This is a genomic window from Bordetella ansorpii (assembly GCF_900078705.1).
GTDB lineage: Bacteria > Pseudomonadota > Gammaproteobacteria > Burkholderiales > Burkholderiaceae_B > Bordetella > Bordetella ansorpii_A.
On sequence record NZ_FKIF01000002.1, the window covers coordinates 520,594 to 540,369 of the forward strand.

General features: G+C 65.7%; 28 protein-coding genes. 23 read left to right on the forward strand and 5 right to left on the reverse strand.

Annotation, left to right across the window (positions count from 1 at the left end):
- Positions 1 to 11 precede the first annotated feature (11 nt).
- From A6745_RS06010 to A6745_RS06025, 4 genes are all read right to left on the reverse strand, one after another.
- Entirely contained in the window at positions 12 to 1,007 is a 996-nt protein-coding gene (locus A6745_RS06010; RefSeq protein ID WP_066124729.1) for an acrylyl-CoA reductase family protein, read from the reverse strand.
- A 21-nt stretch (positions 1,008 to 1,028) separates the two neighbouring features.
- The gene (locus A6745_RS06015; RefSeq protein ID WP_066124731.1) at positions 1,029 to 2,189 is read right to left on the reverse strand and encodes an acyl-CoA dehydrogenase family protein; all 1,161 of its coding nucleotides are present in this window, start codon (positions 2,187 to 2,189) and stop codon (positions 1,029 to 1,031) included.
- Positions 2,190 to 2,206: 17 nt separating this feature from the next.
- Positions 2,207 to 3,190, reverse strand: a complete 984-nt coding sequence (locus A6745_RS06020; protein WP_066124732.1) for a Bug family tripartite tricarboxylate transporter substrate binding protein — start codon at positions 3,188 to 3,190, stop codon at positions 2,207 to 2,209.
- Positions 3,191 to 3,257: 67 nt separating this feature from the next.
- A complete protein-coding gene (locus A6745_RS06025; protein ID WP_066124734.1) occupies positions 3,258 to 4,424 on the reverse strand; it encodes an acyl-CoA dehydrogenase family protein in 1,167 nt (388 codons plus the stop codon).
- Between the two features lie 179 nt (positions 4,425 to 4,603).
- Here A6745_RS06025 and A6745_RS06030 point away from each other — a divergent pair, with 179 nt between their 5' ends.
- The 21 genes from A6745_RS06030 (at position 4,604) to rplQ (ending at position 16,755) form a co-directional block, all read left to right on the forward strand.
- Positions 4,604 to 5,392 carry an IclR family transcriptional regulator gene (locus tag A6745_RS06030; RefSeq protein WP_066124735.1) on the forward strand — a complete coding sequence of 263 codons (789 nt, stop codon included), beginning with the start codon at positions 4,604 to 4,606 and terminating at the stop codon, positions 5,390 to 5,392.
- The gene (locus A6745_RS06035; RefSeq protein WP_066124737.1) at positions 5,389 to 6,162 is read left to right on the forward strand and encodes an IclR family transcriptional regulator; all 774 of its coding nucleotides are present in this window, start codon (positions 5,389 to 5,391) and stop codon (positions 6,160 to 6,162) included. The genes A6745_RS06030 and A6745_RS06035 overlap by 4 nt, the downstream gene beginning before the upstream one ends.
- Before the next feature lie 305 nt (positions 6,163 to 6,467).
- Entirely contained in the window at positions 6,468 to 7,241 is a 774-nt protein-coding gene (locus A6745_RS06040) for an aspartyl/asparaginyl beta-hydroxylase domain-containing protein (protein WP_066124739.1), read from the forward strand.
- 457 nt (positions 7,242 to 7,698) lie between these two features.
- Entirely contained in the window at positions 7,699 to 8,067 is a 369-nt protein-coding gene (gene rplN / locus A6745_RS06045) for a 50S ribosomal protein L14 (protein WP_066124741.1), read from the forward strand.
- Between the two features lie 10 nt (positions 8,068 to 8,077).
- A complete protein-coding gene (gene rplX / locus A6745_RS06050; protein WP_066124742.1) occupies positions 8,078 to 8,410 on the forward strand; it encodes a 50S ribosomal protein L24 in 333 nt (110 codons plus the stop codon).
- A 12-nt stretch (positions 8,411 to 8,422) separates the two neighbouring features.
- Positions 8,423 to 8,962, forward strand: coding sequence for a 50S ribosomal protein L5 (gene rplE / locus A6745_RS06055; protein WP_066124745.1), 540 nt, complete (start codon positions 8,423 to 8,425; stop codon positions 8,960 to 8,962).
- Positions 8,963 to 8,974: 12 nt separating this feature from the next.
- On the forward strand, positions 8,975 to 9,280 hold the full coding sequence (gene rpsN / locus A6745_RS06060) for a 30S ribosomal protein S14 (RefSeq protein WP_066124748.1): 306 nt from the start codon (positions 8,975 to 8,977) through the stop codon (positions 9,278 to 9,280).
- Positions 9,281 to 9,290: 10 nt separating this feature from the next.
- Entirely contained in the window at positions 9,291 to 9,686 is a 396-nt protein-coding gene (gene rpsH / locus A6745_RS06065; RefSeq protein ID WP_066124750.1) for a 30S ribosomal protein S8, read from the forward strand.
- A 12-nt stretch (positions 9,687 to 9,698) separates the two neighbouring features.
- Positions 9,699 to 10,232 (forward strand): 50S ribosomal protein L6, encoded by a 534-nt coding sequence (gene rplF, locus A6745_RS06070; protein WP_066124752.1) that lies wholly within the window; start codon positions 9,699 to 9,701, stop codon positions 10,230 to 10,232.
- A gap of 21 nt (positions 10,233 to 10,253) precedes the next feature.
- Positions 10,254 to 10,616, forward strand: coding sequence for a 50S ribosomal protein L18 (gene rplR / locus A6745_RS06075; protein ID WP_066124754.1), 363 nt, complete (start codon positions 10,254 to 10,256; stop codon positions 10,614 to 10,616).
- 15 nt (positions 10,617 to 10,631) lie between these two features.
- On the forward strand, positions 10,632 to 11,153 hold the full coding sequence (rpsE, locus tag A6745_RS06080; protein WP_066124756.1) for a 30S ribosomal protein S5: 522 nt from the start codon (positions 10,632 to 10,634) through the stop codon (positions 11,151 to 11,153).
- A gap of 3 nt (positions 11,154 to 11,156) precedes the next feature.
- Complete coding sequence (rpmD, locus tag A6745_RS06085; RefSeq protein ID WP_066124757.1) at positions 11,157 to 11,345, forward strand: 50S ribosomal protein L30; 189 nt, start codon at positions 11,157 to 11,159, stop codon at positions 11,343 to 11,345.
- A 9-nt stretch (positions 11,346 to 11,354) separates the two neighbouring features.
- Complete coding sequence (rplO, locus tag A6745_RS06090; RefSeq protein WP_066124759.1) at positions 11,355 to 11,795, forward strand: 50S ribosomal protein L15; 441 nt, start codon at positions 11,355 to 11,357, stop codon at positions 11,793 to 11,795.
- Positions 11,796 to 11,809: 14 nt separating this feature from the next.
- Positions 11,810 to 13,135: a preprotein translocase subunit SecY gene (gene secY / locus A6745_RS06095; RefSeq protein ID WP_066124761.1), complete on the forward strand. Its 1,326-nt coding sequence runs from the start codon at positions 11,810 to 11,812 to the stop codon at positions 13,133 to 13,135.
- 5 nt (positions 13,136 to 13,140) lie between these two features.
- Positions 13,141 to 13,359, forward strand: a complete 219-nt coding sequence (infA, locus tag A6745_RS06100; protein WP_003806927.1) for a translation initiation factor IF-1 — start codon at positions 13,141 to 13,143, stop codon at positions 13,357 to 13,359.
- A gap of 36 nt (positions 13,360 to 13,395) precedes the next feature.
- Positions 13,396 to 13,509 carry a 50S ribosomal protein L36 gene (rpmJ, locus tag A6745_RS27655; RefSeq protein WP_003806928.1) on the forward strand — a complete coding sequence of 38 codons (114 nt, stop codon included), beginning with the start codon at positions 13,396 to 13,398 and terminating at the stop codon, positions 13,507 to 13,509.
- A gap of 55 nt (positions 13,510 to 13,564) precedes the next feature.
- Positions 13,565 to 13,930, forward strand: coding sequence for a 30S ribosomal protein S13 (gene rpsM / locus A6745_RS06105; protein WP_066124763.1), 366 nt, complete (start codon positions 13,565 to 13,567; stop codon positions 13,928 to 13,930).
- Positions 13,931 to 13,945: 15 nt separating this feature from the next.
- The gene (rpsK, locus tag A6745_RS06110; RefSeq protein ID WP_003806930.1) at positions 13,946 to 14,347 is read left to right on the forward strand and encodes a 30S ribosomal protein S11; all 402 of its coding nucleotides are present in this window, start codon (positions 13,946 to 13,948) and stop codon (positions 14,345 to 14,347) included.
- 11 nt (positions 14,348 to 14,358) lie between these two features.
- On the forward strand, positions 14,359 to 14,982 hold the full coding sequence (gene rpsD, locus A6745_RS06115) for a 30S ribosomal protein S4 (RefSeq protein ID WP_066124765.1): 624 nt from the start codon (positions 14,359 to 14,361) through the stop codon (positions 14,980 to 14,982).
- A 201-nt stretch (positions 14,983 to 15,183) separates the two neighbouring features.
- Positions 15,184 to 16,170, forward strand: coding sequence for a DNA-directed RNA polymerase subunit alpha (locus A6745_RS06120; protein WP_066124767.1), 987 nt, complete (start codon positions 15,184 to 15,186; stop codon positions 16,168 to 16,170).
- 189 nt (positions 16,171 to 16,359) lie between these two features.
- Positions 16,360 to 16,755, forward strand: coding sequence for a 50S ribosomal protein L17 (gene rplQ / locus A6745_RS06125; protein WP_066124769.1), 396 nt, complete (start codon positions 16,360 to 16,362; stop codon positions 16,753 to 16,755).
- Positions 16,756 to 16,885: 130 nt separating this feature from the next.
- Here the strand turns inward: rplQ and A6745_RS06130 are convergent, their stop codons facing one another.
- On the reverse strand, positions 16,886 to 17,329 hold the full coding sequence (locus tag A6745_RS06130) for an HIT family protein (protein ID WP_066124771.1): 444 nt from the start codon (positions 17,327 to 17,329) through the stop codon (positions 16,886 to 16,888).
- Positions 17,330 to 17,413: 84 nt separating this feature from the next.
- On the opposite strand from A6745_RS06130, the gene cutA reads away from it, so the two are divergent.
- Both cutA and dsbD read left to right on the forward strand, forming a co-directional pair.
- Entirely contained in the window at positions 17,414 to 17,755 is a 342-nt protein-coding gene (gene cutA / locus A6745_RS06135; RefSeq protein ID WP_066124773.1) for a divalent-cation tolerance protein CutA, read from the forward strand.
- Positions 17,756 to 17,764: 9 nt separating this feature from the next.
- Complete coding sequence (gene dsbD, locus A6745_RS06140) at positions 17,765 to 19,723, forward strand: protein-disulfide reductase DsbD (RefSeq protein ID WP_082852912.1); 1,959 nt, start codon at positions 17,765 to 17,767, stop codon at positions 19,721 to 19,723.
- Positions 19,724 to 19,776: the final 53 nt, after the last annotated feature.

Genomic DNA, 19,776 nt, shown 5'->3' on the forward strand with positions numbered 1-19,776 from the left:
GGAATCGAGGCTCAGGAGAAACGCACCACGGTGCGGCCGGTGCTGGCGCGGCCGAGCATCGCGGCCAGGGCTTGCGGCAGTTCAGGGGGATCGATGACGCGCGCGATGCGGTCCAGGCGCGCGGGCCGGTAATCGGCGGCCAGGCGCGGCCACACCTCGCGGCGCAGCGGCATGGGGCTGTTGGCGTTGATGCCCAGCAGCTTCACGCCGCGCAGGATGAAGGGAATGACGGAGCCGGGCAGGTCCGATCCGCCCGCGTTGCCGAACGACGCGGCCACGCCGTCGGGCTTCAGGCCGGCCAGGGCGTGCGCCAGCAGGGCGCCGCCCACGGAATCGATCACCCCGGACCAGCGCGCGCTGGCCAGCGGCTTCACGCCGGCGGACAGATCGGGAGGCGGGATGACCTGGGCCGCGCCCAGGGCGCGCAGATAGGGCTCGGCGTCGCCCTTGCCCGTCATGGCGCATACGCTGTAGCCGCGCTGGCCGAGGATGTCGATGGCGATGCCGGCCACGCCGCCCGTGGCGCCCGTCACCAGTACCTCGCCCTGGTCGGGCCGCAATCCGCAATGTTCCATCCAGTGCAGCGACAGGGCTGCCGTGTAGCCGGCCGCGCCCAGCACCGCCGCGTCGCGCAGGCTGATGCCGGCGGGCAGGGGCAACACCCATTCATGCCGTACGCGCGCATACTCGGCATAGCCGCCGTCGGCGTCCACGCCGATGCCGAAGCCATGCACCACCACCTCCTGTCCCGGCGCGAGCGAAGGGTCGGCGCAATGCACGATGGTGCCGCTCAGATCGATGCCGCCGATGCGCGGGTACTCGCGCACGATGCGGCCCTGTCCGGCCTGGGCCAGCGCATCCTTGTAGTTCAGGCCGGCATATGCCACCTTGATCAACGTGTCGCCCGGCGACAACTGGTCTTCGGACAGCGTGTCGAAGCGGCCCACGGGGGGCGCGCCCTCGGCGCCAGCATGCAATCGGTAGGCTTTGAAACGCGAGATCGCCATACGGTTCTCCAGATGCGGTATTCAGGACAGGAAGCGCCGCGCCAGCGTGGCGCGATGCAGTTCGTTGGCGCCGTCGTAGATGCGGAACGGACGAAGCTCCTGCCAGATCATCGATACGGGCGTGTCCTCGGACAGGCCTGAAGCCCCCATCATCTGTACGGCGCGGTCGGCCACGCGGTTCACGGTTTCCGAGACGAATACCTTGGCCATGGCGCTGTGCTGCTTCACGGGCAGGCCCGCGTCCAGGCGGTCGGCGCACTCCAGCGTCATCAGGCGGCTGGCGTGCAGTTCGATGTGCGAGTCGGCCACCATGGCCTGGATCTGCTGCAGGTCCGCCAGCCGGGCCCCGAACGATCTGCGTTCCCGCACGTAGGCCTGCGCGGTTTCCAGGGCGCGGCGCGCGCGCCCGATGTAGCGCATGCAGTGCAGCAGGCGCGCCGGCTCCAGGCGCAGCTGCGCGTGCTGCAGGCCGCGGCCCGCTTCGCCCAGCACGGCGTCGTCGGGCACTTCGCAGTCCTGCAGCAGAATCTCGGCGTGGCCGCCGATCTGATAGCCGGTGACCATGCCGATGTCGCGCACGACGCGATAACCCGGCGTGTCCCGGGGCACCAGGAACAGCGTGGCGCCGCCTTCGGTCCTGGCCAGCACCAGCGCGAAATCGGCTGCCACGCCGCCGCTGATGAATTGCTTGTGGCCGTTCAATACCCAGCCCGCGCCACGCCTGACCGCATGCGTGCGCAGCATGGATGGATCGGAACCCGCGCCCGGCGCCGGTTCCGTCATCGCGAAGCAGGCGCGCTGCTGGCCGCTGGCCAGCGGCGCCAGGAAGCGCCGCTTCTGCTCGGGCGTTCCCAGTTTCAGCAGGGTCAGCATGTTGGGCTGGTCGGGCGCCGCGCAATGCAGCGCCGCCGGACCCAGGAAGCCGCGGCCTGCTTCCTCCAGCACGCGCGCCAACGCCTTCCAGCCCAGGCCCATGCCGCCCCATTCGCCTGGCAACTGCGGGGCGAACAGGCCGGCCTGGCGGGCGCGCCCGTGCAACTGCGCCACGCTGCGGTCCAGCGCGGCCACGTCGCGGGCGATGGCCGGCGACTCGGCGGGAATGGCGACCTCGTCGACGAAGCGGCGCACGCGTGCGCACAGTTCGTCCACGCAGGCATCTTCCTGTCGGCAGGAGACATGCATGGCGGTCTCCTGCGCCGCTACTGGATGCGGGCGCCGGTCGACTTCACCAGCTTGCCCCACCACGCGGTTTCTTCCCTGATCTGCCGCGCGAACTCGGCGGGCGTGCTGCCCAGCGGTTCGGCGCCGAGTTCCTGCAGCCGCTTGCGCAGCTGCGGATCCTGCAACGCCTGCACGGCCGCGGCATGCACGCGCTCGACGATCCTGGGATCGGTGCCGGCAGGCGCCATCAGGCCTTTCCAGGCCATCACCACGAAGCCCTTCTGGCCCGCTTCCTCGAACGTCGGAATTTCGGGGGCGGCGGTGGCGCGCTTGTCGCTCGGCACGGCCAGGGCGCGCACCGTGCCGGCCTTCACTTGCGGCAACAGCGCGGGCATGTTGTCGATCATGAAGTCGATGTGGCCGGCCACCAGGTCGGTCATGGCCGGGCCGGTGCCCTTGTACGGCACATGCTCCATCTGCAGGCCGGCCCGCTGTTTCAACAATTCGCCGGCCAGGTGCGCGGGGGACCCGTTGCCGGGCGAGCCGAACGACAGTTTGCCCTGGTGCTGGCGCGCGTATTGCAGGAACTCGGGCAGCGTCTTGGCCGGCAACGATTTGGTCACGACCATCAGGTTGTGCTCGAGTTCCAGGCAGGTGATGGGCGCCAGGTCCTTGGCCGGATCGAACGGCATGCCCGTGTAGAGGCTGGGATTGATCACCGTGGGGCCGGCCGCCGCCAGCAGCAGCGTGTAGCCATCGGGCGTGGCGCGTGCCACGAAGTCGCCGCCGATGTTGCCGCCCGCGCCGGGCTTGTTCTCGACGATGATGGGCTGGCCCAGGATGGGGTGCAGCGCCTCGGCCATCAGGCGGCCCAGGATGTCCGCCGAGCCGCCCGGCGCGAAGGGCACGATCAGCCGGATGGGCTTGTCGGGATAGGCCGCCGTTGCCGCCAGCGGCAGCGCGGCGCATGCGGCGGCCGTCGCCGCGGCGGCCAGCCATTTGCACAGGGATCGGGATAGCATGGAGTTCTCCTTTGGGGATAGGGGCCCGCGGCTTCTATGGCCTGGGTCCCCGTTGAGGGCCGGGGCCCTAGCGGCCAGGCGCGTGGCCGGCTTGCGCCAGCGTGTGCCGTGCGATGGTCAGTTGATGGATCTGGCTGGTGCCTTCGTACAGGCGGAACAGGCGCACGTCGCGGTAGAACCGTTCGATGCCGTGGTCGGCGATATAGCCGTATCCGCCATGCATCTGCACGCAGCGGTCGGCCACGCGGCCGCACATCTCCGAGGCGAAGTACTTGCAGATCGACGCGTTCAGCGTCACGTCCTGGCCGGCATCGCGTTCGCGCGCGGTCTGCAGCACCAGCGCGCGCGCCGCCTGGATCTCGGTCTGGCAATCGGCCAGCATCGCCTGCACCAGTTGGAAATCCATCAGCGGCTTGCCGAACTGCTGGCGCTCGGCCACGAAACGCATCGTGTCGTCCAGCATGCGGATGGCCGGGCCGATGCACAGCGCGGCCAGGTGGATGCGCTGCTTGTTCAGCACCTTCATCGCCGTCTTGAATCCCTGGCCTTCCTGGCCGCCGATGATGTTGGCGGCCGGCACGCGGCAGTTCTCGAAATGCACCGCGGATACCGGCGATCCGGCCTGGCCCATCTTGTCGTAGGGCTGCGCCGTGGACAGTCCCGGCGTGCCGCGCTCGACGATGAAGGCCGTGATGCCCTTGGCGCCCGGCGCGTTCGGGTCGGTGCGCGCCATCACCGTGAACAGGCCGGCGATCGGCGCATTGGTGATGAAGCACTTCTCGCCGTTCAGCACGTAGCTGTCACCGTCGCGGACCGCGGTCGTGCGCAGCGCCGTCGCGTCCGAGCCCGCCTGCGGTTCGGTCAGCGCGAAGCAGCCTGTCAGTTCGCCGGACGCCAGCCTCGGCAGATAGCGCGCCTTCTGCGGCGCGGTGCCGTCCGCCACGAGCGCTTCGGAGCCGATGCCGGTATTGGTGCCGACCCGGGCACGAAACGCCACCGAGCATTGCGACAGCTCCAGCGCCGCCAGGATCAACTCCTCGGTGGTCATGCCCGCGCCGCCGTACTGCTCCGGGATCGAATAGCCGAACAGGCCCTGCGCCGCCATGGACGACACCAGGTCTTCAGGCACTTCGTCCCGCTGCGCGACCTCGGCCTCGCGCGGCACGAGCTGCCGCCGCACGAAGCGGCGCAGCGAATCGATGAACGTGGGAAAGCCTTCCGGATCGCGGATCAAGGTGTTGTCTCCATGCGGGGGCGGGCTGGGCGGGCGGGTAATCGCTCGCGGACCCGTCGTGTGAAATCAGGCTATCAAACAGGCCGGGGCGGCTGAGACAACTGTTTCGATATCTTGAACGTGCGTGTGCCGCCATCCTCGGGCGTGATCTATCATCGCCAGACACTCCGGACCGATCCATGACAGGCCATCGACATGCCGATCCCGCGTTCGCCACCACGCTGGCCCACGGGCTGCTGGTGTTGCAGACGTTCCGCCACGGCGAGCCCGCGCTGAGCAACCGCGAGCTGGCCGACCGCACGCAGCTGTCCAAGGCCACCATTTCGCGCCTGACCTACACGCTGATGCAGCGCGGCCTGCTGCGCTACGACAGCGGATCGCGCCGCTATCTGCTGGGGCCCGCGGTGCTGTCGCTGAGCTATCCGCTGCTGTCCAGCATCAAGGTCCGCCAACTGGCGCGGCCGCTGATGAAGCGCCTGGCCGATGCCGCCGGCGGGTCCGCGTCGCTGGGCATGCATCACGACCTGCACATGGTCTACGTGGAAACCTGCCGCGGCCATGACGCCGTGGCCTTTCGCCCCGACATCGGCGCCTTGCTGCCCCTGCTGCAATCTGCCATGGGCCGGGCCTGGCTGGCGCAGGCCGATCGCGCCGAGTCCGAGTCCTTGCTGGACGTCCTGCGGCGGCAGGACCCCGCTGCCTGGCGCCGCTACGCGCCGGCCTGGGAGCAGGCGCGGCGCGATTACGCCGAACACGGCTATTGCGTGGGGGAAGGGGACTGGCATGCCGACGTGCACGCCGTGGCGATGCCCATGCGGCGCCCCATCGATGGCCAGGTCTTCGTCTTCAACTGCGGCGTGCCGGTGCGCCGCCTGCGCGCGGGCGAACTGCGCCACCGCATCGCGCCGCGGCTGCGCGCGCTGGTGACGCGCGTCGAATCCCTGGTCGCGCGGCAGGGGGGCGGATGACGCGCGACGCCGATCCCGATTTCGCCACCACGCTGGCGCATGGCATCGATATCCTGGGCTGTTTCCGCGCGGAACAGCCGGAACTGGCCAACAAGGATTTCGCGCGGCTGACGGGGCTGTCCCGCAGCGCGGTCGCGCGGCTGACCCACACCCTGGTCGAACTGGGCTTCCTGCAGCGCGTCGGCGCACCCGTCCGCTACCGCCTGGGAGCGTCCGCGCTGGCGCTGAGCTACCCGCTGCTGGCCAGCATGCAGATCCGCCAGATGGCCCGTCCGCTGATGAAGCAACTGGCCGACCATGCGCGCGGCGCCGTGTCCCTGGTGGTGCGTGACCGCCTGCAGATGGTCTACGTGGAAACCGCCCGGTCGAACGAAGCCCTGCAGACCCGTCCGGACATCGGCGCGTCGCTGCCGATGCTGTCCAGCGCGGCCGGAAAGGCCTGGCTGGCCCGGGCCACGGACGATGCGCGCGGCGCCGTGTTGAACCAGTTGCGCGTGGCGGATCCGGCGCACTACGCCGCGCATTTCCCCAGCCTGGCCGCCGCGCGGCGCGATCTCGAGCGCAAGGGCTATTGCGGCAACAACATGGAATGGCGCCCCGACGCCTATGGATTCGCCGCGCCGCTGCGCCGCCCCTACCAGTCGCTGCTGTACGTCTTCAATTGCGGCGTGCCGTCCGGCGATGGGCCTTACCGCGAGCGAGCGGCCGATATCGGTCCCCGGCTGGTGGCGCTGGCGCGCGAGACCGAGGTGTCGCTGGGCATGTTCTGACGGGCTGCTTGCGTCCACGGCGCGCGTCCTTCGTGCGCGTCGGCGGCAGCCTGCCCTTTCCTTGCAAAGAAATGGGGATGGGTAAAAAAAGCCATCAACCGTTTCAGGTGACCGGCGCCGCCGGCGGCCCGGCAAAGCAAGCGGCTTTTCATGGCGCGCCATGGGCGGAGGGCGGGCTTTCGCCAAGGTACGGATACCGGGGAGGGAACAGCGGTTTCAGACAGTCACAAAAATGTCTTGTTAGCCCGCATTATGGAATGGGGACATACTTGCCAAACCTCCGAACCCGGTCGTAGGCTTGTTACATGCCTGCTATCACCACTCCCCCCGCCCCGAGCGCCCCGTCAAAATCCGGCGTGCTCTCCCGTGCTCTCTTTCGCCTGGTCGAATGGCTCCATCGCCGGATCGCCAACGCCTCGGAAGTGGGCGACCATCCGATCTTCGACAACGCGTCGTTCCCGTGGGTCGGCGATCTCGAATCCCGCGCGCCGGGCATCGGCGCCGAGTTGCGCAGCTTGCTCGAAGACCGCAAGCGGTTGCCGGCCTTCCACGAGCTGTCCCCCGATGTGGGGATGATCACCGCCGACGACCAGTGGAAGACCTTCGTCTTCATGGCCTATGGCATGCGGTCGCAGCGCAACCTGGACCGTTGCCCCGCAACCGCCGAGGCGTTGAAGACCATCCCGGGATTGCGCACGGCGTTTTTCTCCATCCTTGAGCCGGGCAAGCGGATTCCGCTGCACAAGGGACCCTACAACGGCGTGCTGCGCCTGCACCTGGCGCTGGTCGTGCCTGAACCCCGCGAGCGCTGCTGGATCGAGGTCGATGGCCAGCGCTACGTATGGCAGGAGGGCAAGGCCGTCGTGTTCGACGACCTGTATCCCCATCAGGTGCACAACGATACCGACGGTGTTCGCGCCGTGCTGTTCGTGGATTTCGAGCGCCCATGCCGGGCTCCCGTGCGCTGGCTGAACAAGGCCATCCTGGCGGTGGCCCCGTTCACCGACGAACTGCGCCGCGGCAAGGCCAACCACGAAGCCTGGGAAAAGAGCTACTACGACGGTTCCAAGAAACCGTGACGCATGAGGCGGGGCGGTGCAAGGCCGGACCCCGCCGCCGTTACCCGGCGTAACCCGCTGGAAACATGGGCAAACAGGGCAAAAACCACACTTTGCCCTTTGCCGCAAATTGTGCTTGCGCTCGTCTCTTTGCCGGGCTAGAATTACCAGCTTTCCCGAATTGTCTTTCGGGGCCATGGCAAACAAGCGATGGCTGCGGGGCAAGTTGAGAAAAAAGCAGGTAAGTAAAACAGCAAGACCAAGACAGCAAGACCAAGCAGGAACACCGGTGTCCTTCTTGTCAGGCCAGGCCCGCAATTTTCATTGCGTCGGCGTGGCCAGATGGCAGGGCCCGCAGGATTTCAACCCAGGGTCGCCGCGTCCGCGTGGCGGACCTGACGGGACCAAAACTGGCAGGAAATGCGCGCCCTCCGGCAAGGAAGGCGAAGTTTCCAGTTAAGTTGGAACAGGAAAAATCATGATCCAAATGCAGACCACGCTGGACGTGGCCGACAATACTGGTGCGCGTCACGTCATGTGCATCAAGGTGCTCGGCGGCTCCAAGCGCCGTTATGCCGGCATCGGCGACGTCATCAAAGTCAGCGTCAAGGATGCGGCCCCCCGCGGCCGTGTCAAAAAGGGCGAAATCTACAACGCCGTGGTGGTTCGCACCGCCAAGGGCGTGCGCCGCAAGGACGGCTCGCTGATTCGCTTCGGCGGCAATGCCGCTGTGTTGCTCAACGCCAAGCTGGAGCCCATCGGCACCCGCATCTTCGGACCCGTTACGCGTGAACTGCGTACCGAGAAGTTCATGAAGATCGTGTCGTTGGCCCCGGAAGTGCTGTAAGGAGCCCGCGATGGAAAAGATCCGTAAAGGCGACGAAGTCATCGTCCTGACCGGCCGCGACAAGACCCGTCGCGGCACTGTGCTGGCCCGCGTCGATGCCGACCACGTTCTGGTCGAAGGCATCAATGTGGTGAAGAAGCACGCCAAGCCGAACCCCATGGCCGGCAACCCCGGCGGCATCATCGAAAAGACGATGCCCATTCACATCTCGAACGTGGCGCTGTTCAATCCCGCCACGGGCAAGGCTGATCGCGTGGGCATCAAGGAAGAGGACGGCCGCAAGGTGCGCGTGTTCCGTTCCAATGGCGCCGTGGTCGGCGCCAAGGCCGCAGCTAAGGCTTAAGGGGGCGAAGACATGTCTCGTTTGCAAGCGTTTTACAAAGACAAGGTCGTCGGCGACCTGACCGAAAAGTTCGGCTACAAGAGCCCGATGCAAGTGCCGCGCATCACCAAGATCACCCTGAACATGGGTGTCTCGGAAGCTGTGTCGGACAAGAAGGTCATCGAGCACGCCGTGGGCGACCTGACCAAGATCGCCGGCCAGAAGCCGGTCGTGACCAAGACCCGCAAGGCTATCGCAGGTTTCAAGATCCGCGAAAACTACCCGATCGGTTGCATGGTCACGCTGCGCGGTCAGCGCATGTACGAATTCCTGGATCGCCTGGTGGCGGTCGCGCTGCCTCGCGTGCGTGACTTCCGTGGTATCTCGGGTCGTGCGTTCGACGGTCGTGGCAACTACAACATCGGGGTGAAAGAGCAGATCATTTTCCCCGAGATCGAATACGACAAGATCGACGCGCTGCGTGGGCTGAACATCAGCATCACGACTTCCGCCAAGACCGACGAAGAAGCCAAGGCGCTGTTGACCGCCTTCAGCTTCCCGTTCCGCAACTAAGGGGCTGATGACGTGGCTAAACTCTCCCTCATCAATCGCGACATCAAGCGCGCCAAGCTGGCTGACAAATTTGCAGCCAAGCGCGCCGAACTGAAGTCGATCATCGACGACCAGTCGAAGACCGACGAAGAACGTTACCAGGCTCGCCTGAAGCTGCAACAACTGCCGCGCAACGCCAACCCGACCCGCCAGCGCAACCGCTGCGTGGTCACGGGTCGTCCGCGTGGGGTGTTCCGCAAGTTTGGCCTGACCCGCCACAAACTGCGTGAAATGGCCATGAAGGGTGAAATCCCCGGCATGACCAAGGCCAGCTGGTAGGAGAAAAAATATGAGCATGAGCGATCCCATCGCCGATATGCTGACCCGCATTCGCAATGCGCAGCAAGTGGACAAGGCCACGGTGGCCATGCCTTCCTCGAAGCTGAAAGTGGCCATCGCCACCGTGCTGCAAGACGAGGGTTACATCGACGGCTTCCAGATCAAGGGCGACCAGGCCAAGCCTGAGCTCGAGATCACCCTGAAGTACTACGCCGGCCGCCCGGTCATCGAGCGCATCGAGCGCGTCTCGCGCCCCGGTCTGCGTATCTACAAGGGCCGCAGCAACATTCCTCAGGTCATGAACGGCCTGGGCGTGGCTATCGTGTCGACCTCGCGCGGCGTGATGACCGATCGCAAGGCCCGCGCCAACGGCGTCGGCGGCGAAGTGCTGTGCTACGTGGCCTAAGGAGAAATTCTCATGTCACGTATCGCTAAATACCCCGTCGAACTGCCCAAGGGCGTCGAAGCCACGATCGGTGCCGGTGAAATCGTCGTCAAGGGCCCGCTGGGTTCGCTGACGCAAGCGCTCACCGGTGAAGTCGGTATCCGCCAGGAAGACGGCAAGCTGAGCTTTGCCGCCCTGAACGATTCCCGCCAGGCCAAGGCCATGTCGGGTACCGTGCGGGCGCTGGTCGCGAACATGGTCACCGGCGTCAGCAAGGGCTTCGAGCGCAAGCTGAACCTGGTTGGCGTGGGTTACCGCGCCTCCGTGCAGGGCAATGCCGTGAAGCTGCAACTGGGCTTTTCGCACGACGTGCTGCACGATCTGCCCGCTGGCATCAAGGCTGAATGCCCGACCCAGACGGAAATCGTCATCAAGGGCTCCAACAAGCAAGTCGTCGGTCAGGTGGCCGCTGAGATCCGAGCATACCGCTCGCCCGAACCCTACAAGGGCAAGGGTGTGCGTTATTCGGACGAGCGCGTCGTCATCAAAGAAACCAAGAAGAAATAACGGCGCACGCAAGGACGAATCATGGACAAGAAACTTTCCCGTTTGCGTCGTGCGGTTCCGACCCGCCGGAAGATCACCGAGCTGCGCGTTCATCGCCTCTCGATTTTCCGCTCGAACCTGCACATCTACGCCAACATCATCTCGCCCGAGGGCGATCGCGTGCTGGTCAGCGCTTCCACGCTGGAAGCCGAAGTGCGTGCGCAACTGGGTGGCTCGGGTGCCGGTGGCAACACCGCCGCCGCCGCCCTGGTGGGCAAGCGCGTTGCCGAAAAGGCCAAGGCCGCCGGCATCGAGCTGGTTGCCTTCGATCGCTCGGGCTTTCGTTATCATGGCCGCGTCAAGGCGCTGGCCGATGCCGCGCGTGAAGCCGGCCTGAAGTTCTAAGCGAGGATCTGTCAAATGGCTAAAGTACAAGGCAAGAACGCCGCGGAAAAAGAGAACGACGACGGTCTTCGCGAAAAGATGATCGCGGTCAACCGCGTCAGCAAGGTCGTGAAGGGTGGTCGCACCATGAGCTTCGCCGCGCTGACCGTGGTGGGCGATGGCGATGGCCGCATCGGCATGGGCAAGGGCAAGGCGCGTGAAGTGCCGGTCTCGGTCCAGAAGGCGATGGAACAGGCCCGTCGCGGCATGTTCAAGGTTGCTCTGAAGAACGGCACGCTGCATCACACCGTGGTCGGCAAGCACGGCGCCTCGACGGTGCTGATCTCGCCCGCTCCGGACGGTACCGGCGTCATCGCCGGCGGCCCGATGCGCGCTATCTTCGACGTGATGGGCGTGCGTAACGTGGTTGCCAAGAGCCTGGGCTCCAGCAACCCCTACAACATGGTCCGCGCTACGCTGAACGGCCTGCGCGCCTCGCTGACCCCGGCTGAAGTCGCGGCCAAGCGCGGCAAGACCGTTGAAGAGATCCTGGGGTAAATCATGTCTCAGCAGAAACAGCTCAAAGTCACGCTCGTGCGCTCCGTGATCGGCACCAAGCAATCCCACCGCGACACCGTTCGCGGCCTGGGCTTGGGCAAGGTCAACAGCAGCCGCGTGCTGATCGACACCCCCGAGGTCCGCGGGATGATCCGCAAGGTGGATTATCTCGTCTCGGTCTCGGAAGTCTAAGGAATCGAGATGTCTGATATTCAACTCAATTCGCTGAAGCCCGCCGAGGGCAGCAAGCACGCCCGCCGCCGCGTCGGCCGTGGCATCGGCTCCGGTCTGGGCAAGACCGCCGGCCGTGGCCACAAGGGCCAGAAGTCGCGTTCGGGCGGCTTCCACAAGGTCGGTTTCGAAGGCGGTCAGATGCCGCTGCAGCGTCGCCTGCCCAAGCGTGGTTTCACGCCCCTGGGTCAGCACCTGTACGCCGAAGTCCGTCTGTCCGACCTGCAGGCCCTGGAAGTCGAGGAAGTCGACGTCCAGGCCCTGAAGGCCGCCGGCGTGGTTGGCCAGCAAGTGCGTTATGCCAAGGTCATCAAGTCGGGCGAACTGTCGCGCAAGGTTACCCTGCGCGGCATCACCGCGACGGTCGGCGCTCGCGCCGCCATCGAAGCCGCTGGCGGCTCGCTTGCTTGAACTTGAGGTGACGTGTGGCTAAAGCACAGGCACTGGGCAAGACGGGAGCGCGGTACGGCGATCTGAAACGCCGTCTCGTGTTCCTGGTGCTCGCCCTGGTTGTATATCGTCTGGGCACGCATATTCCCGTTCCGGGCATCAACCCGGATGCGCTGGCAGACCTGTTCCGCCAGAACCAGGGCGGTATCCTGGGCCTGTTCAACATGTTCTCGGGCGGGGCGCTGTCGCGCTTCTCGATCTTCGCCCTGGGGATCATGCCGTACATTTCCGCCTCGATCATCATGCAACTGATGTCCGTGGTGGTGCCGTCTCTCGAAGCCCTCAAGAAAGAGGGCGAGGCCGGCCGGCGCAAGATCACCCAGTACACCCGCTACGGCACTGTCGTGCTGGCGCTGGTGCAGGCGGTCGGGATCTCGATTGCGCTGGAATCGCAGCCTGGCCTGGTGACGGACCCGGGGCTCGTCTTCCGCTTCACGACCGTGATCACGCTGGTCACCGGCACCATGTTCGTCATGTGGCTGGGCGAGCAGATCACCGAGCGTGGACTGGGTAACGGGATCTCGATCCTGATCTTCGCCGGTATCGTCGCGGGCTTGCCCACGGCACTGGCCGGATTGCTGGATCTGGTGCGTACCAGCTCGATGTCGGTGCCGTCGGCGCTGTTCATCGTGGCCCTGATCGTTCTGGTGACTGCCTTCGTGGTGTTCGTCGAACGTGGCCAGCGCAAGATCACCGTGAACTACGCCAAGCGCCAGGTCGGCAACAAGGTGTATGGCGGGCAAAGCTCGCACCTGCCGCTGAAGCTGAACATGGCCGGGGTGATTCCGCCGATCTTCGCGTCGTCGATCATTCTGTTCCCGGCCACGATCAGCAGTTGGTTCTCCAACAGCAGCGGCATGACCTGGCTGCGCGACCTGGCTGTGGCGCTCGAACCGCGCCAGCCGCTGTACGTCACGCTTTACTCGGTCGCCATTATTTTCTTCTGCTTCTTCTACACGGCCCTGGTGTTCAACAGCCGTGAGACCGCAGATAACCTGAAGAAGAGCGGTGCGTTCGTCCCCGGTATTCGTCCCGGTGAACAGACGGCTCGCTACATCGACAAGATCCTGATGCGCCTGACACTGGCGGGCGCCCTCTACATCACGTTGGTGTGCCTGCTGCCCGAGTTCCTGGTGATGCGCTGGAATGTCCCGTTCTACTTCGGTGGTACGTCCCTGTTGATTATTGTTGTTGTAACGATGGACTTCATGGCTCAGGTTCAGGCCTACATGATGTCTCACCAATACGATTCGCTGCTCAAGAAGTCCAACTTCAAGGGCGCGGGAATGCCGATGCGGTAAGCACAATGTCCAAGGACGACGTCATTCAGATGCAAGGCGAGGTTCTCGAGAACCTCCCCAACGCGACTTTTCGCGTCAAGCTTGAAAATGGCCATGTAGTGTTGGGCCACATTTCCGGCAAGATGCGCATGCATTACATCCGGATTCTGCCGGGCGACAAGGTCACAGTGGAGCTCACGCCCTATGACCTGACTCGAGCCAGGATCGTATTCCGCTCGAAGTAAGAGCCCCCCCGGTTTTCGGAAAATTAGGAGTCATCCATGAAAGTAATGGCCTCGGTCAAGCGGATCTGCCGCAACTGCAAAGTCATCAAACGTCACGGCGTCGTGCGCGTCATCTGCACTGACCCGCGTCATAAGCAGCGTCAAGGCTGAGCCGGTCGACACCGGACAGTACCCACGCTAAGAACGGATATATCAAGGAACAGTCATGGCCCGTATTGCTGGCATTAACATTCCGCCGCAACAGCACGCCGAGATCGGCCTGACCGCCATTTTTGGCATCGGCCGCACCCGCGCTCGCAAGATTTGCGAAGCTGCTGGCGTCCCCGTTGACAAGAAGGTCAAGGATCTGAACGACGCCGAGCTGGAGCGCATCCGCGAACACGTTGGCGTGTTCACGGTGGAAGGCGACCTGCGTCGTGAAGTGCAGCTGTCGATCAAGCGTCTGATCGACCTGGGAACCTATCGCGGCATGCGCCACAAGCGCGGCCTGCCCGTGCGCGGCCAGCGCACCCGCACCAACGCCCGCACCCGCAAGGGCCCGCGTCGCGCAGCGGCTTCCCTGAAGAAATAATCGAGGAACTGGATAATGGCGAAAGCTTCCACCAGCGGCGCTTCGCGCGTGCGCAAAAAGGTCAAGAAGAACGTCTCGGACGGCATCGCGCACGTCCACGCGTCCTTCAACAACACCATCATCACCATCACCGATCGCCAGGGCAATGCCCTGTCGTGGGCGACGTCGGGCGGCGCTGGCTTCAAGGGCTCGCGCAAGTCGACCCCGTTCGCCGCGCAGGTTGCCGCCGAAACGGCTGGCCGCGTCGCGATGGAATACGGCATCAAGACCCTCGAAGTGCGTATCAAGGGTCCTGGTCCTGGCCGTGAATCGTCGGTGCGCGCGCTCAATGCGCTGGGCATCAAGATCTCCAGCATCGCTGACATCACGCCCGTTCCGCACAACGGCTGCCGTCCGCCGAAGCGTCGTCGTATCTAAAGGGAATCCACATGGCACGTTATATTGGACCCAAGTGCAAGCTCTCGCGCCGCGAGGGTACTGACCTGTTCCTCAAGAGCGCCCGCCGCTCGCTGGATTCCAAGTGCAAGCTGGACTCCAAGCCTGGCCAGCACGGTCGCACCTCCGGTGCCCGTACGTCGGACTACGGCCTGCAGCTGCGCGAGAAGCAGAAGCTCAAGCGCATGTACGGCGTTCTGGAAAAGCAGTTCCGCAAGTACTTCGCCGAAGCCGACCGCGTCCGTGGCAACACGGGCGAGAAGCTGATCCAGCTGCTGGAATCGCGTCTGGACAACGTCGTCTACCGCATGGGCTTCGGCTCGACCCGCGCCGAGGCGCGTCAGCTGGTCAGCCACCGCGCGATTCAGCTGAACGGCCACACCGCCGACATCGCCTCGATGCTGGTCAAGGCAGGCGACGTCATCAGCATCCGCGAGAAGTCGAAGACGCAAGCCCGCATCAAGGAATCGCTCGATCTGGCCACCAGCATCGGCATGCCCCAGTGGGTCGAAGTCGACACCGCCAAGATGTCCGGCGTGTTCAAGTCGGCTCCCGATCGCGCTGATGTCGCCCGCGACATCAACGAATCGATGGTCGTCGAACTGTACTCGCGTTAATTCCGCGACGGCCAGCCGGCGCATGGCGCTGGCGGCCGGTACGAAACGCACCGCCGTCATGGCCCGCTACCGCCTTTTTGGGTGGGGCGGGCCTTGCGGTTGTGTGAAGCACGGCGCGGCGCCAAGCCCGCAAACTTTTTCCCTACTTCCATCAGCCTTATCGGTGTAACGAGCCGAGGGTATTGAAAAGGAACTCAGTACATGTCCACTCAAGGTTTCCTGAAGCCGCGCTCCATCGAAGTCGAACCGGTCGGCACGCATCACGCCAAGATCGTGATGGAGCCGTTCGAGCGCGGTTACGGCCACACGCTGGGCAACGCCCTGCGCCGCATCCTGCTGTCGTCGATGACCGGCTACGCGCCCACCGAAGTGCAGATGACGGGCGTCGTGCATGAATACTCGACCATTCCCGGCGTGCGCGAAGACGTGGTCGACATCCTGCTGAACCTGAAGGGCGTGGTGTTCAAGCTGCACAATCGCGACGAAGTCACCCTGGTCCTGCGCAAGAACGGCGCTGGCGTGGTGGTGGCTGGCGATATCGAGCTGCCGCACGACGTCGAGATCATCAACCCCGACCACGCCATCTGCAATCTGACCGACGCTGGCAAGCTCGAGATGCAGATCAAGGTCGAGAAGGGCCGCGGCTACGTGCCGGGCAACGTGCGCGCGCTGTCGGAAGACCGCACCCACACCATCGGCCGCATCGTGCTGGACGCGTCGTTCAGCCCCGTGCGTCGCGTCAGCTACGCGGTGGAAAGCGCCCGTGTGGAACAGCGTACCGACCTGGACAAGCTGGTTCTGGACGTCGAAACCAACGGCGTGATCTCGCCCGAGGAAGCCGTGCGCCAGTCGGCCCGCATCCTGATGGACCAGATCTCCGTGTTCGCCGCCCTGGAAGGCGCGGGCGATTCGTACGAAGCCCCGGTCCGCGGCACGCCGCAGATCGATCCGGTGCTGCTGCGCCCGGTCGACGACCTGGAACTGACCGTGCGTTCGGCCAACTGCCTGAAGGCCGAGAACATCTACTACATCGGCGACCTGATCCAGCGTACCGAGAACGAACTGCTCAAGACCCCGAACCTGGGTCGCAAGTCGCTCAACGAGATCAAGGAAGTGCTGGCCGCACGCGGCCTGACGCTGGGCATGAAGCTCGAAAACTGGCCCCCGCTGGGTCTCGAGCGCCCCTGAGCGTTGTAAGCGTCCCACAGGCGACGGCGCACGATGTGTTATCGTGCGCCCCGCCTCGGGCAATCAAGTTTTTCGCAGTGCCTCTCTCCACCGGACCGCGACTTGGGTTTCAACGTGAACCCGGCCGATAGAAGAACCGGATAACCACGAAGACGGAAACGTCCTCACCTAGATTCAAAGGAAATCATCATGCGTCACGGTAATGGCCTTCGCAAACTCAATCGCACCAGCAGCCACCGTCTTGCCATGTTCCGCAACATGGCCGTTTCGCTGATCACTCACGAAGCGATCAAGACCACCCTGCCGAAGGCGAAAGAACTGCGCCGCGTCGTCGAACCCCTGATCACGCTGGGCAAAGAGCCCACCCTGGCCAACAAGCGCCTGGCGTTCGCCCGCCTGCGCGATCGCGATGCCGTGGTGAAGCTGTTTGCCGACATCGGCCCGCGCTACGCGGCCCGTAACGGCGGCTACACCCGCATCCTGAAGATGGGTTTCCGTCAAGGCGACAACGCTCCCATGGCTTTCATGGAACTGGTCGACCGTCCGGAATTCGATGCTTCGGAAACCGAAGGCGACGCCGAGTAAATCGGCTGCGCATCGGCAGCGTCGTATGCTGAAAGTGGAACGGGCCTTCGGGCCCGTTTTGCTTTTGCGGCGTCGGTTTCGGCAACGATGCCTTGCGCGCATTGCCAATGCGGCCGGATGGCGGTCCGGTTCAGCCAGCGTGGTCCGACGAGGCTTCGCGCAGCGCTTCTGCCGTCTCCGCCAGCACCCGCGCATCCGCCTGCGGCGGCATGATGAACGTCAGGTCGCGCTGTTGGATGTATTGGGTGGACGTCACGTCCTGAGGGTCGTGCATGGGAATCACGTGCGCGTGGGCGTGCGCGACGTGGATGCCGGTGTAGGCGAAGGCCACGCGCGGCACGCCGTACAACTGCTTCATGCGGCGCGCCAGGCGCTGGCCCAGGGCGAGCGCACGCGCCGCGGCTTCGGGTGGCAGATCCTCGAAATACGGGTGATGCGCCTTCGGGATGATCAGCACGTGGCCCGGGCGTACCGGGTGGATGTCCAGGAACGCCAGCAAGGTGTCGTCCTCGTGCACGACGTGGGCGGGGATATCGTGCCGCGCGATGCGGCAGAACAGGCAATCGTCCGACATGGGGGATATCTCCGGGCAAGGGTGGGCCGAATCGATAAAATACTCCCGGCGGTCCGTCGTGGACCGATTTTTCCGGAGCTCCGCATGATGCGCGACGACGATCCGGTGCTGGTCCTCAGCAATGCGCCCGACACGCTGCTGGCCAAGCGCATCGCCCACGTGCTGGTCGAGGACGGCCTGGCTGCCTGTGTGAACCTTGGCGTGCCCGCGCTGTCCGTATATCGCTGGCAGGGCGAGATCGAGGGCGCCGAGGAAATCCCGCTCACCATCAAGACCACCTGGGCCCGCCAGCAGGACGTGGTGCGGGCGCTGGCGCGGCTGCACCCCTACGAGGTGCCCGAAATCATCGTGGTGCCCGTCGTGGGCGGCTTGGCCTCGTATCTGGACTGGATACGCGAGCAGACCCGCCCCACGGGCGCGCAATAAGAGAACGCCATGCGGCAGCAAGCAGTGGTTTCCATCGGCCCATCCCGTGCAGCCTGGCTGCGCGCCTGGGTGTTCCCGTGCCTGCTGGCGCTGTGCGCGCTGCTGGCCGGCCGCCATGCCACCGCCGCCACCGAGGCCGACTTCCTCGACCCCGAGAAGGCTTTCGCCTTCAGCGCCACGATGACGGCGCCCGATACCCTGGAATTGCGCTACAAGGTCGCCCCGGGCTATTACATGTACCGCGAGCGCTTCGCGCTGGCCGCCGATCCGGCCCAGCCCGCGGTGCTGGGCGATCCCATCTATCCCCAGGGCGAGGTCAAGCACGATCCCACCTTCGACAAGGAGATGGAGGTCTATCACCGCGACCTGGCCATCCGGGTGCCGCTGGCGGCGGGCGCGCAGGGGCCGCTGACCATCACGGTCACCAGCCAGGGCTGCGCGGATGCCGGCTTGTGCTATCCGCCCATGGATCATGCCGTGAAGCTGGTCGCGGCGGGCGCTGGCTACGCCATCGAAGGCCAGCGGGCGCCGGCGTCCCCTCCGGGGCAGGGCAGTGGACTGAGCCTGGCCTCTTCCACGCAAGCCGGTGCGTCCTCGGCTCAGGGCCCCGGCGCCACGGCCCCGGCCGACACCCGCCTGGGGTCCCTGCTGCAGGCCGGCGACGTCGGCCTGGCGGGCGCGCTCGGCGGCCTGGGCTGGCTCAAGACGGCGGGCGTGTTCCTGTTGCTGGGCCTGCTGCTGGCGTTCACGCCGTGCGTGCTGCCCATGATTCCCATCCTGTCCTCGGTGGTGCTGGGGGGCGCGCAGCGGCCCTCGCGCTGGCGTGGGCTGGGCCTGGCGGCAGCCTATGTGCTGGGCATGTCGGTGGTGTACACGGCCCTGGGCGTGGCCGCGGGCCTCAGCGGGGCAGGTCTTGCCGCCTGGCTGCAGACACCGTGGGTGCTGGGCCTGTTCGCGTTGCTGCTGGCCGTGCTGGCCCTGGCGATGTTCGACGCCTTCACGTTCCAGATGCCGTCGGGCGTGCAGGCCAGGCTGGCCGAGCGATCGAACCGGATTCCTGGCGGCCGTGTCACGGGCGCGGTGCTGATGGGCGCCGTGTCGGCCCTGATCGTGGGCCCGTGCGTGGCCGCGCCGCTGGCCGGCGCGCTGCTGTACATCTCGCAGACGGGCGACGTGCTGCTGGGCGGCTCGGCGCTGTTCGCGCTGGCCTGGGGCATGGGCGTTCCGCTGCTGCTGGTCGGCGCGTCGGCGGGCACCCTGCTACCGCGCACGGGCCCTTGGATGGAAGGCGTCAAGCGACTGTTCGGCCTATTGCTGCTGGCCACGGCCTGGTGGATGGTGATCCCCATCGTGCCCACCTGGGCGCAGATGCTGGGCTGGGCTTTCCTGGCCATCGTGGGCGCGGTCATGCTGCGGGCGTTCGATGCCTTGCCGCAGGGCGCCGGCGCCGCGCGCATGTTCGGCAAGGGCCTGGGCCTGCTGCTGGCCCTGGCGGCCGCGGCGTGGCTGGTCGGCGCGGTCAGCGGCGGCCGCGACGTGCTGCAGCCGTTGGCCCACCTGGCCGCGCGCGAGTCCTCGGGCGCACTGGCCACGTCGGGCACCGCGCCCGAGGCCAGGTTCCAGCGCGTGCGCAGCAACGCCGAGCTGGATGCGCTGCTGGCCAGCAGCACCCGGCCGGTCATGCTGGATTTCTATGCCGACTGGTGCATCTCGTGTAAAGAAATGGAGCGCTTCACCTTCACCGATCCCCAGGTGGCCGCGCGCATGGCCGGCATGGTGCTGGTGCAGGCCGACGTCACGCAGAACAACGCCGACGATCGCGCGCTGCTCAAGCGCTTCAGGCTGTTCGGCCCGCCGGGCATCATGTTCTTCGCACCGGGCGGCCGCGAGCTGACCGACGTCCGCGTCATCGGCTTCCAGGATGCACGCCGCTTTGCCGCGACGCTGGAGAAAGTCAGCGCGCGTTGAGGCGTTGGCGGTGCATCGGCTGCCACGTGGCGGCTTCATCCCGTATCCGCCGC